This window comes from Paenibacillus glycanilyticus, assembly GCF_030161375.1.
Classification (GTDB): domain Bacteria; phylum Bacillota; class Bacilli; order Paenibacillales; family Paenibacillaceae; genus Pristimantibacillus; species Pristimantibacillus glycanilyticus_B.
The window spans coordinates 30,763-47,364 of record NZ_BSSQ01000014.1 but is presented as its reverse complement, the minus strand read 5'-3'; the positions used below and the strand labels follow the sequence as shown (position 1 = coordinate 47,364).

Here is a 16,602-nt window from a genome sequence, read left to right as displayed (position 1 = left end):
ATGTCAACGAACCGATTGCTTGAATTGTTTGAACAAAATCCCGGCGTTTATGTATCCGGCGAGATGATTAGCCAAGAGCTTGGCGTTAGCCGTACAGCCGTATGGAAACAGATTAAAAAGCTGGAATCCATGGGTTATGTATTTGATGCTTCAAGACGGCTTGGCTATAAACTCATCACGGTCCCCGATACTTTATCCGTGCCGGAGCTCTTAAGCCAACTGAAATCAAAGGTGTTCGGTCGTTCAATCGAGTGGCATGAAGTGGTGGACTCGACGCAAAACTTGGCTCAAAAGCTTGCCGAGGAAGGTGCTCCGGAGGGCACGCTCGTTATTGCCGAGCAACAAAATAACGGACGCGGCCGAATGGGACGAGGCTGGGTATCTCCGCAAGGAAAAGGGATATGGATGAGCATGGTGCTTCGTCCTTCCGTACCGATTCATTTTGCGCCGCAGCTTACCCTTCTGACAGCAGTAGCTTTATGCCGCAGTTTGCGCCGGATGACCTCTTTGCCGATTGGCATCAAATGGCCCAATGACCTGCTGATCGAAGGCAAAAAAATAAGCGGGATATTATTAGAATCCACGGCTGAAGACGAACGTCTTCGTTACGTCATTGCCGGAATCGGAATTAGCGTTAATCTGGAGCAGTCGGATTACCCGGAAGAAATGCTCGAGAAGGTCACATCGCTTCGGATTGCCAATCATGGAGAAGGTTTTGACCGGACAGCCGTTATTACCGAATTTCTTCATGAATGGGAGCAGCTATACTTCCTGTACCTGGATAAAGGTTTTGCGCCAATCATTACATTATGGGAAGCGTTATCGGTATCGCTTCATCAACCTGCAAGACTGATTACCCCTCAAGGGATCATCGACGGTGTTCCGATTGGCCTTGACGCCAGCGGCGCGTTGACCGTTCGGAAGGAAGACGGAAGCACAGTTGTTGTGTTCTCTGCCGAAATGGGCGAACCTGTACGCTAAAGGCGTTTACGGGTTCACCTTTTTTTGCTACTATAAAAGGAGCAGGCGGTATCTGGTAAGAGCTGCACTGCGAAGGGTAATAGTAGTTGTACGTTTGCAAGACACACTCTGCTCTGAGCCGTAGGGACCGAGACAGAAGGAAGCAATTATTTAGCATACGTTTCCTTTTTCGTTCGGGAACCTTTTTAGCAGCGGCTAAAAGGTTTTTTTGTGTTTATCCTAAAACTTAAAAGGGGATGAAGCGTTATGAGGAAACGTCTCACGATCACCAACCTCAAGAAGATGAAACAGGACAACAATCCAATCTCGATGCTAACCGCTTACGATTATCCTTCCGCCGTTCTGGCAGAAGAAGCCGGACTTGACGTCATTCTGGTCGGCGATTCGTTAGGGAATGTTGTGCTTGGTTATGACACCACAATCCCGGTCACGCTCGAGGATATGATTTACCATACACGCGCGGTCGCGCGCGGCGCGAAAAATACGTTTATCGTAACGGATATGCCGTTCATGACTTATGGCATCGGCCGGGAGTCAACGCTTCGCAATGCGGCGAGACTGATGCAAGAAGGCGGCGCGCAAGCGCTCAAGCTGGAAGGCGGTACGGAAATTGCTTCTGAAGTCGAAGCTTTAGTCAAAGCAGGCATTCCGGTAATGGGCCATATCGGGTTAACCCCGCAATCCGTGCATCAGCTTGGCGGTTACAGAGTGCAGGGCAAGCTCGACAAGGAAGCGCAGAAGCTGATGGATGATGCCAAAGCGCTTGAGGCAGCTGGCGCATTTGCCATCGTGCTGGAGCTCGTGACCGAACCTTTAGCCGAGGCCATCAGCAAGGAATTGTCGATCCCGACAATTGGCATTGGTGCCGGACGCGGTTGCGATGGGCAAGTTCTCGTGTATCATGATATTTTGCAATATTCTTCTCCTTATATCGATAAAAAAATGGTCAAAACGTACGCGGATATCGGAACGACGATTCGCAATGCCATCAGCAGCTACGTGAATGAGGTGAAAGGCGGCGTATTCCCTGCCGAAGAGCATTCATTTGGTGCCAAACCTGCGGCAATCAACCACTTGTACGGCGGTGCAGGAGAGACATCTGATCAAAGCAGCGGCAACCAGGCAACCAGAGAGGAGTCTCAAAAGCGTGATTTTGTGTCGAACCATAGCTGAACTTAAAAACGAACTTTATAAAATAAAACATTCGAACGACCAAGCCACAATCGGCTTAGTGCCAACGATGGGCTTCTTGCATGAAGGGCACGCGAGCCTCATGCGCCAGTCTGCAGCGGAGAATACGGCATCGGTATTATCTATATTTGTTAATCCCATGCAATTTGGACCCAATGAAGATTTTGACCGTTATCCGCGGGATGAAGAGAGAGATTTGGCAATCGCGCAAGCAAACGGCATTGACCTTGTTTTCATGCCGGAAGTGAAAGAAATGTACCCTGCAAAGCCGCGTACATCCGTTATCGTAAGCCAGCTTACAGAACGATTGTGCGGCGCTTCAAGACCCGGGCATTTCGACGGAGTAGGTCTTGTCGTAAGTAAATTGTTCCACCTTGTTCAGCCCGACCGCGCTTATTTCGGAATGAAAGACGCCCAGCAGCTGGCGGTCATTCAACAAATGACCGACGATCTTAATTTCCCGGTCGAGATCCGGCCTTGTCCAATTGTCCGTGAACCGGATGGACTTGCGCTTAGCTCGCGCAACGTGTATTTATCTGCGGAACAGCGGCAGCAAGCGGTTGTATTGTCTCAATCGCTTGCTTCAGCGAAAGAATGGGTTGCGGAGCAAGGAATGACGCCGGAGGAGCTTCTTTCCCGGGTGAAAGCCAAAATCAGCGAAGCGGGTCAGGCCGAAATCGACTATGTCGAGTGGCTGGCTTATCCATCGTTGGAGCTGCCTGCCTGGAATGAGCCAATTGCCGAACATAGAGGGAAGTATATTTTGGCGCTGGCCGTTAAATTTGGAGCTACTCGGCTAATAGATAATTCCTTATTTGTAACAAATGAAGAGGTGTATAATCATGTATAGAACAATGATGAAATCCAAGCTGCACCGGGCAACCGTCACGGAAGCCAATCTGAACTACGTCGGAAGCATTACCATTGACGAGGATTTGATGGATGCGGCAGATATTTGGGAAAACGAGAAAGTACAGATCGTAAACAACAACAACGGCGCGCGGCTTGAGACGTATGTCATTACGGGTAAACGCGGTTCCGGCGTCATTTGCTTGAACGGTGCGGCAGCACGCCTAGTACAGCCTGGAGACCAGGTTATTATCATCTCTTACGCGTCCATGACCGATGAAGATGCACGCAAGCACAAGCCGATTGTGACGATTCTGGATAGCGACAACCGTCCGCTCCAGAGCTTGTCGGAGGAAATTCACGCAACAGTGCTTTAAGCAGGATTCCAGCGTTATGTAACGAATGGCATGGGGTATGAAAAGCACCCCCGAAACAAAGAATGAGCATAACACTCCTCAATTCTTTGGTGAAGGCGGGATGCGTATCATGTTTCAACAGATGTTCGAGGCCATGAATGAAATGCTGGACCACTTAATTGAATCTTATCCAACGGCAACCGGAGAGCAGAAAGCTCAATTTGACGAGCAAGTGACCGTGCTCAAAAAAATGAGCGATTCGCTAATCGAGCAATGGATTGAATTCGAAGAGAAATTTTCCGGTTTTGCGGAGCAATTGCCTCAGCCGAATTCACCATCGCTCATGACGATGGAGAGCAGTACCGAATTGGGAGAACCTCCGGTCAAACCCGTAGCGGCTTCCGCGCTTCCGCCCTTAAAGCCGTCCTCCATGCCACAGCAGCAGCACCTTAACAAGGAGCCTCTGCAGAATGAGGGGCCGGAGCCGGTATCGGACGAAGAGGCTTACAACGCGGAGCTTGATATGGAAGTACCATATGAGTTTGCCATGATGATTTCGAAGGGGCAGGGTTATTATAAATTATTTATGTTTTCCGATGCTGCCACTCATTTTCAATCAGCGGTAACTTACCTTCCGGAGTGCAACCTGGCAAGACTTTATCTGGCAATGACGCATATGCATCTGCAAAACTGGAGTGAGGCGCAGCGGCATTTCCAATTGCTGGTTTCATTAACGGACTATCCGAAATGGCGTGCTTTAGGCTATAATGCCCTTGGGTGCATTCAAGCGATTTACATGAATCTGGAGCAAGCAGAACGGTTTTTCCTGAAAGCCTACGAGACTTGCCCAAGCTTCAAGGACCCGTTAAACAATTTGAAATGTTGTAAAGAAACGCCGCAGCAATTATCCTTATTTTTCGGCAGTACCGAGCTTTGCTGCTTATGAGGGGATAGGAAATTAATGAAATTTGCAGTATTGGATCTGGAAACGACAGGACATGGCGTCAGCGACGATATTTTGCAGGTTGGTTTAGCCGTGCTGAACGAAAACCTCGAAATTGTTGACTCATTTAGTTCCTTCGTACGTCCTACAATAGAAATACCCGAATTTATTACGCAACTGACCGGCATTGATGCCGGGACGGTGGCGGATGCCCCAGAGCTGGATGAGGTGCTGATGCAGCTCATCCCTCATCTGGAGGATGCGGTATTGGTCGCTCATAACGTCAACTTCGACGCCGGATTTCTGAATCAGGCGCTTGACCGCTGCGGCTATCATCCGTTTATCGGACGGAGGCTCGATACCATTGAGCTGCTTCGCGTATTATATCCGTCGATTACTACTTATCAGCTAGGCGCCGTAACCGAGTTGTTCGGGATTGCCCATGATAATCATCATCGGGCAGACAGCGACGCTATTGCCACCGCAGAGCTATTCGCACAATCGGTACACAAACTTAGACAGTTGCCGCTGCTCACTTTGCAGCGGCTATCCTTTCTTATAGACAACGGAAGCGATTTGAGCTGGTTTATGGCCGAGACGTTGAAATACGCGGAGCTTCATACCTCGATTGATATGAACTCTTATCAGTATTTTAACCAATTTGCTCTCAAAGCCGGCGAATGGACAGATGAACAACCCGCGCGGGCCGATGTGGAAGAGGATCCACTGAAGGACGTGTCCTTTGAGCAATATTTGGACGGAATCCGCCAACGCTTCATGGAGAAATATTCGAATTACGAAGAACGCGAAGCGCAAACGACAATGTTCCGCGAGGTTTATGATTCTTTGTGTAATGACCGCCATCTTCTGATTGAGGCCGGCACCGGAACAGGCAAATCGCTGGGCTATTTAATTCCGTCCCTTTATTACGGCATTCAGCAAGAAAGCAAAATTGTTGTCAGCACGCATACGATTAATTTGCAGGAACAGCTTCGCCAGCGGGATGTACCTTTGTTGCGCGAGATTTTGCCTTTTGATTTCCGGGCTTCGATCTTCAAGGGAAGAGGCAATTATTTGTGCTTGCGCAAATTTGAAAGTAAAATCAATACGAAAGATCTAGCTTCTCCCATTGACGATGCTCTTACGGCATCGCAAATGGTGGTTTGGCTTAGCGAGACGGAAACAGGAGATCAGGAAGAGCTCAACTTTGGCAACAAAGGGGCAGATTTCTGGTCTACGGTTGCGAGCGATGCCGATTCTTGCCTTAACCGGCAATGTCCTTGGTTCAAACGCTGTTATTACCATCGCGCCAAACATGAAGCCAACATCGCGGATGTATGCATTACGAACCATTCCATGCTATTTACGGACGTTCAGGCTGATCATCGTTTGTTGCCAAGCTACAGCCACTTGATTATTGATGAAGCCCATCACGTGGAAGAAGTAGCCGGCAAACACCTTGGCATGCAGCTTAACTATTTCTCTTTGGCTCACCAGACGGCAAGGTTGTTCAAGGATGCACGTTCGGGTCTGCTAGCAGCACTCAGGCTTCGCCTGCAGCAAGAGGATGATGAGCGAGTTCAGGCATGGACGGAAACGATTGACACGATCATTCCGATTTTCCAAGATGTGAAGGAACATTGGGATAAGTTGTTTGAACTGCTATATGCCTTTGTCGGAGAGTCCGGAGAAGCGGGGAACGATAACGGCCAAGCGGTGTGCCGATTGAAAAACGATTCGCCTCCCAAGGGCTGGGATGATGTTCTGACGATCGAGAATAATGTGCACGTGGAGCTCAGCCGCGTCGTAAAGACCGCTGACAAAATGGCATCGGATATTAAAGACCGGTTGGATGACCAGACGATTCAAGGACTCATTACGGACCTGAACGGCGTTATCCGCGATTTAACGAGGGTAAAGGACGATCTGCGTACTTTCCTCAAGATGGAGCAGAACTCCGAAGTGTATTGGATCGAAGCAAGCACGACTTATCGTTACCGTTCGGTTCAACTGTATGCCGTTCCGGTTGATGTCAGCAAGCAGCTTCAGCAATATTTCTTCGATGTGAAGGACAGCATTATCCTTACCTCCGCAACGTTGTCCGTGCATAAGTCGTTCCAATATGCCGCCGAGCAGCTTGGACTTGAAGGGTTCGAGGAAAACAACCGGCTCAAGACCGTGCAGCTGCCGTCGCCGTTTAATTACCGCGAACAAGCGCTGGTCATTATTCCGCGCAATTTTCCAACCTTGAAAGGTTCTTCGGGCGACCAACATTTTATTTCCATGCTTGTGGACTCTCTAGCCGATTCTGCTGCCGAAACGAAAGGCCGAATGCTTGTTTTGTTCACGTCTTACCGGATGCTCAAGCAGGTGTATGAACCCCTCAAGGAAGCATTGGCTGCCTCCGGCATTCAGGTGCTCGGACAAGGAATTGACAGCGGTAACCGGACGAAGTTGACCAGACGGTTCACGCAGCAGCCAGAAACGGTATTGCTCGGCACAAGCAGCTTCTGGGAAGGGGTAGACATTCCCGGCGAGGCGCTGACTTGTCTTGCTATTGTCCGTTTGCCATTCCAACCGCCTAATCATCCGCTAGTGGAAGCGAAGTCGGAGTTGTTGCAGAAGCAGAAGCAGAATCCGTTCATGAAGCTGTCGATCCCGCAAGCGGTTATCCGCTTCAAGCAAGGATTCGGCAGGCTGGTTCGTACCACGAAGGATAAAGGGATTGTTATTATCTACGACACCAGAGTCATTGATACGTATTACGGGAAACACTTCTTGTACTCCTTGCCTGGTCCTAAAATAGAGACGATGCATACCGATCAGATGGTGCCGAGAATGCGGGAATGGCTGCAAACGTAAAGAGGGGGAGAACGGATGAAGCAGGCGAAAATTTCGGAGGCCGTTGTCAGACGGCTTCCCATCTACCTGCAGGTGCTGAATGAGTTGAATAACCGCGAGGTGCAAACCGTTTCTTCGCAGGAGCTAGGTCTCAAATTAGACCTTAATCCTGCTCAGATTCGCAAGGATCTCGCGTATTTCGGCGATTTTGGACGCAAAGGTATCGGCTATGACGTATCTTATTTAATCGAGAAAATTCAGCAGATCCTAAAGCTGGACCAACGGATTAATGTTGCGCTTGTTGGTGCAGGTAACCTTGGACATGCTTTATGCAATTACAATAAATACTCGAAAGACAATATGAAAATTGTCGCTGTGTTTGACGATCATCCAACCAAAATCGGAACGATGATCAACAATTTGACCATTCAGCCGATGGGCAAACTCAAGGAAACGGTTGAAGAGAACAATATCCGGATTGGCATCATTACCGTTCCAGGCGCCGAAGCTCAGAACGTAGCCAATCAATTCGTGGAAGCGGGAATCGAAGGAATCTTGAATTTTGCCCCCGCGATCTTGCGTTTACCGGATCATATTCGGATTCATCACGCTGACTTTACAAGAGAGCTGCTCAGCCTGGCTTATTATTTGGAGAAAGAAAGGAATGAGCAAGACAATGACTCAGTTATGGATTGAGAATGGCCTGTTTGTTACGATGAACGATGCGAATGCGGTATTCCGCGGCCATATGGTCGTGACGGATGATCAAATTACATATATCGGGGCAGAAGTTCCAACAGGACTGGATGCGCAAGCAGAGCGTATTGACGGCAGCAAGCTGGCCTTCATGCCGGGACTCATCAATACGCATGGGCATGCCGCAATGTCGCTGCTTCGCGGGTATTCCGATGACCAGAATTTACAGGTATGGCTGGAGCAGAAGATGTGGCCAATGGAAGGCAAATATGTCGACCAGGATACGCGGGCAGGAAGTGCGCTCGCTATTGTGGAGATGCTGAAGTCGGGTACCACTGCTTTTGTCGATATGTATGACCGGATGGACCAAGTTGCGCAAATGGTCGAGCAATCGGGCATTCGCGGGGCGTTAACGCGTGGCGTAATTGGCTTATGCCCTGAGGAAATTCAGCAGGCAAAACTGAAGGAAGCGATCGCTTTCGCCCGGGATTGGAACGGCAAAGCAGACGGACGGATCACCACGATGATCTCTCCGCATGCTCCATATACATGCCCGCCTGACTATATCGAGAAGTTTGTACAAGCTGCTCATGATTATGACCTTCCGGTACACACTCATATGTCGGAGACGCTTGCCGAAGTCGAGAAAAATGTTCGCGATTACGGAATCCGTCCGGTTGAGCATCTGGACAAGCTTGGTTTCTTCACCCGTCCTGCGCTAGTTGCGCATGCGGTGCATCTGAACGATGAAGAAATTGCCCTGCTGGCGGAACGCAAGGTAGCGGTGTCCCACAACCCAGTCAGCAACTTGAAACTGGCGAGCGGCGTGGCGCGTGTTCCTGAACTTCTTCGCGCAGGCGTTACCGTATCGCTCGGAACGGATAGCGTGGCAAGCAATAATAACCTCGATTTGTTCAAAGAGATCAAATTCGCGGCTTTGCTGCACAAAGGCATTTCCGGGGACCCAACGGTTATTCCGGCTATGGAAGCTTTGCGCATGGGGACGGTGTACGGCGCGCGTTCGATCTGGCAGGAAGACAGCATCGGCCAATTGGCTGAAGGAATGAAAGCTGACTTTATCGCGATTGATGTAGAGCAGCCGCATTATTATCCGATGACGGATATCGTGTCCCATCTTGTCTACTCGGGGTCGGGAAGAGACGTCAAGCATGTATGGGTCAATGGACGCAAAGTCGTTCATAACGGCGAATGCACGATGATGGACGAGGAAAAAATCCGCTACGAGGCGCAGGCGAGCTTCGAGCGCCTGCTTAACGCATAATGAGAGCGACTTCTAGAAAACGTCAGTCGGTCATGAACCCTAAACGCTGGGTGGCTGTCTTCTTTGTAGCTTTGGCTGCCGTGATTGCCGTAATTGTCATGTACTACAATACAATTCAGCAACCTTTCTGGGATACGGAGAATCCGATCCGGAAGCAAGCGAAAGAAGCGGCTAACCTAACGAAGGTAAGCTCGATCACGAAACAGGTTTGGGACACGACATCATGGATCGTGAAGGGCGAGAATGACGCGGATGAAGAAATATACGTATGGCTCATAGGTCCTGACAAAACGGTGCAGACCGTGAAAGCATCCGAAGGCACATCGAAAGATGCCATTAACCAAGCCCTGCATGCTGCGAAACCGGACGCGGATATTAAGCGGATTCAGCCGGGAACGCTGAACGGGCAGCTTGTTTGGGAAGTGTTTTATTCGCAAGGCAAAAGTCCTGAGAAATACAGCTATGACTTCTATGATTTCCGCACGGGCACCTACGTGACCGAATATCATCTTCCTGCCAAAACAGCGAGCTAGCCGCATAACCGCGGCTGGCTCCGCTTCCTGTTTTTACACCGCCTCCTTGATGCCGATATATGATATACTTTCGTATGGCAGAGTTGATAGACGAAAGTGTTGCTATATAACGCGTATCGAGGAGGAAACCAACTATGAAACTTCGTATTGTCCCGTTCGTGCTTTCCGCTGTTGCAACTGCTGTACTGCTGTTTGGCGGATGGATGTTATATAAACAGTTTGCCGTTGTTTCTCCTTTCCAGAAATCTATTGGACAAATTGAAGGTGTCGCCTCGGCGAAAGAACCTACTATAGATCAGGACGTCGTGTCCGTGCAGGTATCTCTTAAGCCGGATGCGAATCTGAAAGACGTATATGAATCTATTGCAAAAGAAGGCAAAGACGCGATCGGCAGCCGCGAATTGAAGCTTGATATTACGAATGCGGCTCCTGATGATCAATTGGAGAAGGTGTGGTCTTCGGTTCTGTTTGATGTGGCCGAAGCGATGGAGAAGAAAAATTACTCGCAAATTCCGAATGCTCTTCAGAAAGCTACCGCTTCTAACAAGGAGATTCAATTTGCAACCGAGCTTGACGATAATAACGTATATATCACGCTGAAAGACGGCAACTCAACGAAGTACGTTGTGCTTCCGCGCACTCCTGCGATGCTGGAGGTGTCTACGAATGCGTAAATATGTGATGGAGATATCGGCCGGTTTTTTATTGGTGCTGATTGTTTTTCTTGCTGTCAGAGGTTTTAATATCATTCCATTTCTCGTCCTTGCGGGCCTTGGAGCCGGATTGTGGTTTACGACCCGGGGCGGCAAAGGCAGAATGACCGCGTTGCCGGGCTCGAAACGTGGCAAGACGCTTCATACCGTATCGATGAGCTTTGATCAGATCGGCGGACAGGACAGAGCGAAGCAAGAGCTTACCGAAGCGCTCGATTTCCTTGTCAAACAAGATGAGATCGCGAAGCTTGGCATCAGGCCGATGAAAGGGATTTTACTCACCGGCCCTCCGGGGACAGGCAAAACGCTTCTTGCGAAAGCAGCGGCCCATTATACGGATTCGATCTATTTGGCCGCATCCGGCAGTGAGTTTGTTGAAATGTATGTGGGCGTCGGCGCGGGCCGTATTCGCGATTTGTTCAAGGAAGCACGCGAGAAAGCTAAAAAAGCGGGTAAAAAAAGCGCCGTTATTTTCATTGACGAGATCGATGTCATTGGCGGCAAACGGGACGGCGGCCAACATCGGGAATATGATCAGACGCTGAACCAATTGCTCACCGAGATGGATGGCATTCATTCCGATGAAGCGCCGAGGATTCTCATTATTGCCGCAACAAACCGGAAGGAAATGCTCGACAGCGCGCTGCTTCGCCCGGGTCGCTTCGACCGTCATATCGGAGTTGATCTGCCCGACAAGAAGGGGCGTTTGCATATTCTTCGTCTGCATGCGGCGAACAAACCGCTTGACGAATCGGTCGATTTGGACCGCATTGCTTCAGAGTCCTTTGGGTTCTCAGGCGCACAGCTTGAAAGTGTCATGAACGAGGGTGCCATCTATGCGATGCGCGAGAGCAGCGCGACCATTATGGAACAGCATCTGGCAATGGCTATCGATAAAGTAATGATGGGCGAGAAAACGGACCGGGAAGCTACAGCCGAAGAACGCGAACGTGTAGCTCTTCATGAACTTGGTCATGCTATTGCTGCAGAGCTTGTCCGCCCGGGCAGCGTATCGCAGGTTGCTTTATCGCCGCGTGGCCAGGCGCTTGGTTACGTTCGCCATAATCCGCAGCAGGATCGTTATTTGTACACGAAGGATTTTCTCGACAGTCAGATTATGATTGCGCTTGGCGGCGCGGCAGCGGAAGAGATCTTCTACGGAGGACGCAGCACCGGCTCGCGCGGCGACTTTGACCAAGCGATGAACATCGTTCGCACGATGGTGGAATCCGGTCTAACGGAGCTTGGCATTATTGATGCCAACATGATGACGCCGGACAAATGGGCCAACATTACCCGTACCATTCTGGATGAGCTGATGGCTCAGACCAAAGCGATGCTGGAAGCAAAACGGGATGTGTTCACGCAGTCACTGGATGTTCTCATCCGCGAGGAAACGCTTGGCGGCGACGACTTCCGGGCGCTTCTTGCCCAGTTGTCCCAAAGCGCATAACATTTTTTCATAGCGCAAATGAACGGCGGTTCATCTCAACTGCCGTTCATTTTTCGTTCACTTCCTGCCTACATTCTTTGTTAAAAACAAGGTATAATGGGTATTGGATAGAGAGAATAATTCTCAATAACAACTAAAAAAAGATATAAAATACGAGGAGAGAACTTACAGAATTATGACCATTAAAAAAGTTGGCGTCATTGGCGCCGGAACTATGGGACAAGGAATTGCAGAAATGCTAGCATCCAAAGGGCTGGATGTGTATTTAATCGAAAGCTCGGAGGAACGCTTAACATACGGCATGCAGATGATCGAGATCAACCTGGACAAACAGATTGAGAAATGGGCATTGACGCAAGCTGAGAAAAAACTGATTTTGAACCGTATCCATACATGCAAGAACTATGATGAGCTGGCTACCTGCGAGCTGGTGATCGAATCCATTACCGAAGACCTCGAACGCAAGAAGCTGGTTATCAAACAGCTGGACGAAATTTGCGGAGACGACGTCATTATTGCGAGCAATACCTCTACGCTTAGCTTAACGGAACTGGCAAGCGCAACAAGCCATCCGCAGCGCGTTATTGGCCTCCACTTCATTTATCCGGTATCCAAGATAGACCTGGTCGAGATTGTACGCGGTCTGCAAACTTCCGATGCTACCTTTAACGCAACAAAAGAATTCGTGGATGAGGTTATTCAGAAAAAAGGCATCATGGTATTTGAATCGCCAGGTTTTGTGACTACTCGTCTGATCTGCCTGTTTATTAACGAAGCGCTTCATGTGCTTGAAGAAGGCGTTGCGTCGGCAGAAGATATCGACAGCGCGATGCGTATCGGCTATTCGTTCCAGAACGGTCCTTTCGAGATGGCTGACCGGTTTGGCCTTGACTCTGTCCTTGCTGCCCTTGACCGGATGTTCCGGGAATACGGTGAATTGAAATACCGTCCTTCGATCGTACTGAAGAAAATGGTACGCGCAGGACATCTCGGCGTGAAGTCGGGCATCGGATTTTTCAAATATGACAAGGATGGGGACCGTATCTAAATGAAAGTACTCGTAATTAATGCAGGAAGCTCTTCGCTGAAATATCAGCTTTATAATATGGAGAACGAAACCGTGCTTGCAAGCGGCCGCGTAGAAAGAATCGGCATGGATTCTTCGATCTTGACGCATGAACCTCCGGGCAAACCGGACGTGACGCAAGTAAGCGAAATTCTGGATCATGTTACAGCCGTAAAAAAGGTCATCGACATGCTGACGCATAAGGAACATGGCGCTGTGGCATCGATGGATGAGATTGATGCGGTAGGACACCGTATCGTACACGGCGGCGAAGTGTTCAAGAGCTCTGCGCTTGTAACTTCCGAAGTGAAGCAGGAAATCCGCAAGTTGTTTGATCTTGCTCCGTTGCATAACCCCGCCCATATGATGGGGATTACCGCGGTGGAAGCGAACATGCCAAATGTTCCTCAGGTCGTTGTCTTTGACACCGCCTTCCATCAGACTATGCCGGATACCTCGTATCTGTATCCCATCCCTAAGGTGTTGTATCGCCGCCACAAAGTGCGCCGTTACGGCTTCCATGGTACATCGCATCAATATGTGAGCCAGCAGGCGGCAAGCTATCTTGGCAAGCCGCTGGAGTCGCTGAAGATGATTTCCTGCCATATCGGCAATGGCGCCAGCTGTACGGCTATTTTGGATGGCAAATCGTTTGATACAAGCATGGGCATGACGCCGCTTGAAGGTCTGATGATGGGAACGCGCAGCGGCGATCTTGATCCGGCTATCGTTCCTTACGTGATGAACAAAGAAGACTTGACGCTTAATGAAGTGAATTCTATGCTTAACAAGCATAGCGGGATGCTGGCGATTTCCGGCATTAGCAGCGATATGCGCGAGATCGTGGAAGCGATTGGCGAAGGCGATGCGAATGCGAAGCTGGCATTCGATATGTACACGTACCGCGTACGCAAATATATTGGAGCTTATGCCGCAGCCATGAACGGCGTTGACGTGATTTTGTTTACGGCTGGGGTAGGCGAGAACTCGAACGTTCTGCGCAAAGCCGTTTGCGAAGGCATTTCGTTCCTTGGGGTTGAATTGGATCAGGAACTTAACAATATCCGCAGCAAGGAAGTTCGCGAGATCTCGACGGCGGCTTCCCGCGTGAAGGTGCTGGTTGTGCCAACCAACGAGGAGCTCCTTATTGCCCGCGATACGTACACGATTGTAAAGGGCGATTCGAACTAATCGAATAGCAGTAGTTAAGCGTAGCGGAGGGATCGGTTGCATGAGTAATGAAGACATGTGGAAGGCCTATTCGCGGGGGATGGCGGCTGTCATGAATGAAGGAGGCGTCCATGTTTCGGCCTTGCTTCTTCGTTCTTACCGCCATTTGAATCTAACGGATTCAGATGCGATATTGCTTCTGCAGCTCATGTTGTTCCGGGAGTCTGAAGGCGTAGAATTCCCGACAATGGAGCAGCTAGCAGAACGTATCGGCTCCACGCCAAGAGTAATTGAGCAGATGATTGGCCGTTTGATGAAGGAAGGATTCCTGACCATCGACGAGCGAATCGATTCGATGTCCGGCATCCAATCGGAGCAATATAATTGGGCCGGCTGGATGTTGAAGGCCGCCGAGTGGGCAGCCGAGGAGAAACGGGAGACACGCCGGGCGGAGCGCCGCACGGTGCAACGGACAACAGACGCAAGCAACATCTTTAGCGTATTCGAGCAGGAGTTTGGCCGGCTGCTGTCGCCGATGGAGTGCGAGACGATCACGGGGTGGCTGGATGAGGACCGTTATGCGGATGAACTCATCCGCTTTGCTCTGAAGGAAGCCGTGTTCGCCGGCAAGCTTAGCTTGCGCTATATCGATCGGATTCTAATCGAATGGAGCCGTAACCGGGTAACCAACGTGGATGAAGCCCGCGCGCATTCCCAGAAATTCCGGGGGCCACGCGGATAGCACTTATCTATTATACTAAGAAGAAAGCCTTGTATTCCCTGGAGGGACTACAAGGCTTTTTTGCTCGCTTATCCCGCTTGGCCAATAAAGTAAAACACGCCGATCAATACGGTTCCCAGCACGATGGATAGCAGGACGTTGCGTGCTGGCGGATTTGGACCATCGCGAAGGACTTGTATCCCTAGAGGCATTAGCGCGATGCAAAGACCGGCAACCGCAATGATCGAGAAGGTGGTTGTTCCTTTTAACACGCCTAGAGGAAGAGCGGACATAAGCGCTAAAGCAATGGAGCGGATTAGCCCAAGCGTCTTAGAGCGGTAAGCGGCGATGGCAAGTACGATCCACCCCAGCAGAATAGCGAGGCTAAGGATACTGAATATATGGAAAGCACCGTAAGAATCGGCCACGGTCTGGGTTGCGGTATCCAGACCTTGTATGCGGACCATTTGGTAGGCCAAGTGGTCTACGCCTGCGTGAAAGGTTCTCGCGAACAAGCCAAAGATGACAAAGTAGCCTGCCCATTTGGCTAGGACCGGCGTTGTCTGGTGAATCATTCTCACGACCGTCAAGACAGCGGGCCATAGCAGCAAAATTCCGGCATTAAACGTACTGTAAGACCAGAACATGAGGGACGGATGTTCCTGATAGGCTCTGAGCTGATCGGGAAAGAAAAAGTGGAATGGACTTCTTAGCAGCACGCCGGCAAGCAGTAATAGCGGTGCTAGGAGCAAAGCGATTCCGCCAATCCAGCGGCCGGGGAATCCGTCATGTTGTTGAGCAATGGAATGATTCATACGCATTCTCCTGTTCGGTTCTCATATCTGTTTATTATTATGGCGCAAATTGTTTCCGATACTTCAGCGGAGAGGTACCCGTATAGGCTTTAAAGCAATTGGAGAAATATGGCGCATGACGGAAGCCTGTCTTATCGGCAATTACGGAGATCGACCATTCGGTTTTCACGAGCAGCAGTTTGGCTTGCTCCATGCGGTATTGATGCAAATACTCCATAGGCGAGCAGTGATAGATCTCTTTCATGCACCTGACGATATAGTTGGGATGAAAATGCAAGGCTTCCGCCAATGCCGAATTCGTAAGTTCCGTCTGGTAATGCTGGCGGATGTATGCTTCGGTCCTGCTCGCAAGCCTCAAGGCAGGCGTGTCGTTATTCGAACGGTCCCGCCGATCCTCCAATAGACCAAGAAGTTCAATAAATAATTGATGCTCTTGCCAATAAACGCCTCTTTGCTGTTCGTTGGAATAGAGGAGTAGTTGGCTCAGATGACGTTCGGCGAGCGTAAACTCCGGCGGGGCTGCGTATTGGGGGAGCTGGATCAGATACGGATTATCCCAAGCATGGCGCAAGGTAAGGGGGAGCGAGGAAGCGCCTGCTTCCTGCTCCGTCCATTCCCCTTTGAAATCGAAATGAATCCAATAAAAGGCCGTCTCGCTGTCGCATGGCTTCGTTGAATAATGATACCGGTCCGGCAGCAGCAGTAACGTTTCACCGGCGGTTACCGTCCATTCTTTCTCGTCTTCTCCCATATATAAAGTGCCTTTGGTAACCCAGAGCAGGTCAAAAAGTCCGAGATTGCGCCGGTTCGGATGCTGCTCGCCGGGCGTATACTCGGTTAAGCCGGTAGCGATGTAATAAGGCATGGGAGGAAGCTGAAACGATATCGTAGTTTCGTTACCCATGAGTACCTCCCGCCAGTGTGATTTTTTATAAAAAAGAAGGTCGTTTTAGTGGTAGTTTCCTTGTCTTTTCGAGAATAAACTAGAAATT

General features: G+C 49.9%; 16 protein-coding genes. 14 read left to right on the top strand and 2 right to left on the bottom strand.

Features of this window, described 5'->3' with window-relative positions; all coding sequences use genetic code 11:
- The 14 genes from QQK89_RS16505 (at window position 1) to QQK89_RS16440 (ending at window position 14,816) form a co-directional block, all read left to right on the top strand.
- Complete coding sequence (locus QQK89_RS16505; protein ID WP_284239734.1) at window positions 1-981, top strand: biotin--[acetyl-CoA-carboxylase] ligase; 981 nt, start codon at window positions 1-3, stop codon at window positions 979-981.
- A gap of 246 nt (window positions 982-1,227) precedes the next feature.
- Window positions 1,228-2,154 carry a 3-methyl-2-oxobutanoate hydroxymethyltransferase gene (gene panB, locus QQK89_RS16500; RefSeq protein ID WP_284239733.1) on the top strand — a complete coding sequence of 309 codons (927 nt, stop codon included), beginning with the start codon at window positions 1,228-1,230 and terminating at the stop codon, window positions 2,152-2,154.
- Window positions 2,129-3,022, top strand: coding sequence for a pantoate--beta-alanine ligase (gene panC / locus QQK89_RS16495; RefSeq protein ID WP_284239732.1), 894 nt, complete (start codon window positions 2,129-2,131; stop codon window positions 3,020-3,022). The genes panB and panC overlap by 26 nt, the downstream gene beginning before the upstream one ends.
- On the top strand, window positions 3,015-3,398 hold the full coding sequence (gene panD / locus QQK89_RS16490) for an aspartate 1-decarboxylase (RefSeq protein ID WP_284239731.1): 384 nt from the start codon (window positions 3,015-3,017) through the stop codon (window positions 3,396-3,398). The genes panC and panD overlap by 8 nt, the downstream gene beginning before the upstream one ends.
- A gap of 109 nt (window positions 3,399-3,507) precedes the next feature.
- Window positions 3,508-4,323 (top strand): hypothetical protein, encoded by an 816-nt coding sequence (locus QQK89_RS16485; RefSeq protein WP_284239730.1) that lies wholly within the window; start codon window positions 3,508-3,510, stop codon window positions 4,321-4,323.
- A gap of 15 nt (window positions 4,324-4,338) precedes the next feature.
- Complete coding sequence (gene dinG, locus QQK89_RS16480; protein ID WP_284239729.1) at window positions 4,339-7,182, top strand: ATP-dependent DNA helicase DinG; 2,844 nt, start codon at window positions 4,339-4,341, stop codon at window positions 7,180-7,182.
- Window positions 7,183-7,197: 15 nt separating this feature from the next.
- The gene (locus tag QQK89_RS16475; protein WP_284239728.1) at window positions 7,198-7,857 is read left to right on the top strand and encodes a redox-sensing transcriptional repressor Rex; all 660 of its coding nucleotides are present in this window, start codon (window positions 7,198-7,200) and stop codon (window positions 7,855-7,857) included.
- Complete coding sequence (locus tag QQK89_RS16470) at window positions 7,826-9,139, top strand: amidohydrolase (RefSeq protein ID WP_434481700.1); 1,314 nt, start codon at window positions 7,826-7,828, stop codon at window positions 9,137-9,139. The genes QQK89_RS16475 and QQK89_RS16470 overlap by 32 nt, the downstream gene beginning before the upstream one ends.
- Before the next feature lie 32 nt (window positions 9,140-9,171).
- Entirely contained in the window at window positions 9,172-9,672 is a 501-nt protein-coding gene (locus QQK89_RS16465) for a DUF5590 domain-containing protein (protein WP_284239727.1), read from the top strand.
- Between the two features lie 134 nt (window positions 9,673-9,806).
- Window positions 9,807-10,346 carry a hypothetical protein gene (locus QQK89_RS16460; protein WP_284239726.1) on the top strand — a complete coding sequence of 180 codons (540 nt, stop codon included), beginning with the start codon at window positions 9,807-9,809 and terminating at the stop codon, window positions 10,344-10,346.
- A complete protein-coding gene (locus QQK89_RS16455) occupies window positions 10,339-11,838 on the top strand; it encodes an AAA family ATPase (RefSeq protein WP_284239725.1) in 1,500 nt (499 codons plus the stop codon). Before QQK89_RS16460 ends, QQK89_RS16455 begins: the two co-directional genes overlap by 8 nt.
- A 175-nt stretch (window positions 11,839-12,013) precedes the next feature.
- The gene (locus tag QQK89_RS16450) at window positions 12,014-12,886 is read left to right on the top strand and encodes a 3-hydroxyacyl-CoA dehydrogenase family protein (protein WP_284239724.1); all 873 of its coding nucleotides are present in this window, start codon (window positions 12,014-12,016) and stop codon (window positions 12,884-12,886) included.
- Complete coding sequence (locus QQK89_RS16445; protein ID WP_284239723.1) at window positions 12,887-14,095, top strand: acetate/propionate family kinase; 1,209 nt, start codon at window positions 12,887-12,889, stop codon at window positions 14,093-14,095.
- Between the two features lie 40 nt (window positions 14,096-14,135).
- Window positions 14,136-14,816 (top strand): DnaD domain protein, encoded by a 681-nt coding sequence (locus QQK89_RS16440; RefSeq protein WP_284239722.1) that lies wholly within the window; start codon window positions 14,136-14,138, stop codon window positions 14,814-14,816.
- Window positions 14,817-14,884: 68 nt separating this feature from the next.
- Here the strand turns inward: QQK89_RS16440 and QQK89_RS16435 are convergent, their stop codons facing one another.
- Together QQK89_RS16435 and QQK89_RS16430 are read right to left on the bottom strand one after the other, a co-directional pair.
- On the bottom strand, window positions 14,885-15,610 hold the full coding sequence (locus tag QQK89_RS16435) for a hypothetical protein (RefSeq protein ID WP_284239721.1): 726 nt from the start codon (window positions 15,608-15,610) through the stop codon (window positions 14,885-14,887).
- A gap of 37 nt (window positions 15,611-15,647) precedes the next feature.
- On the bottom strand, window positions 15,648-16,514 hold the full coding sequence (locus QQK89_RS16430) for a helix-turn-helix domain-containing protein (RefSeq protein WP_284239720.1): 867 nt from the start codon (window positions 16,512-16,514) through the stop codon (window positions 15,648-15,650).
- Window positions 16,515-16,602 lie beyond the last annotated feature (88 nt).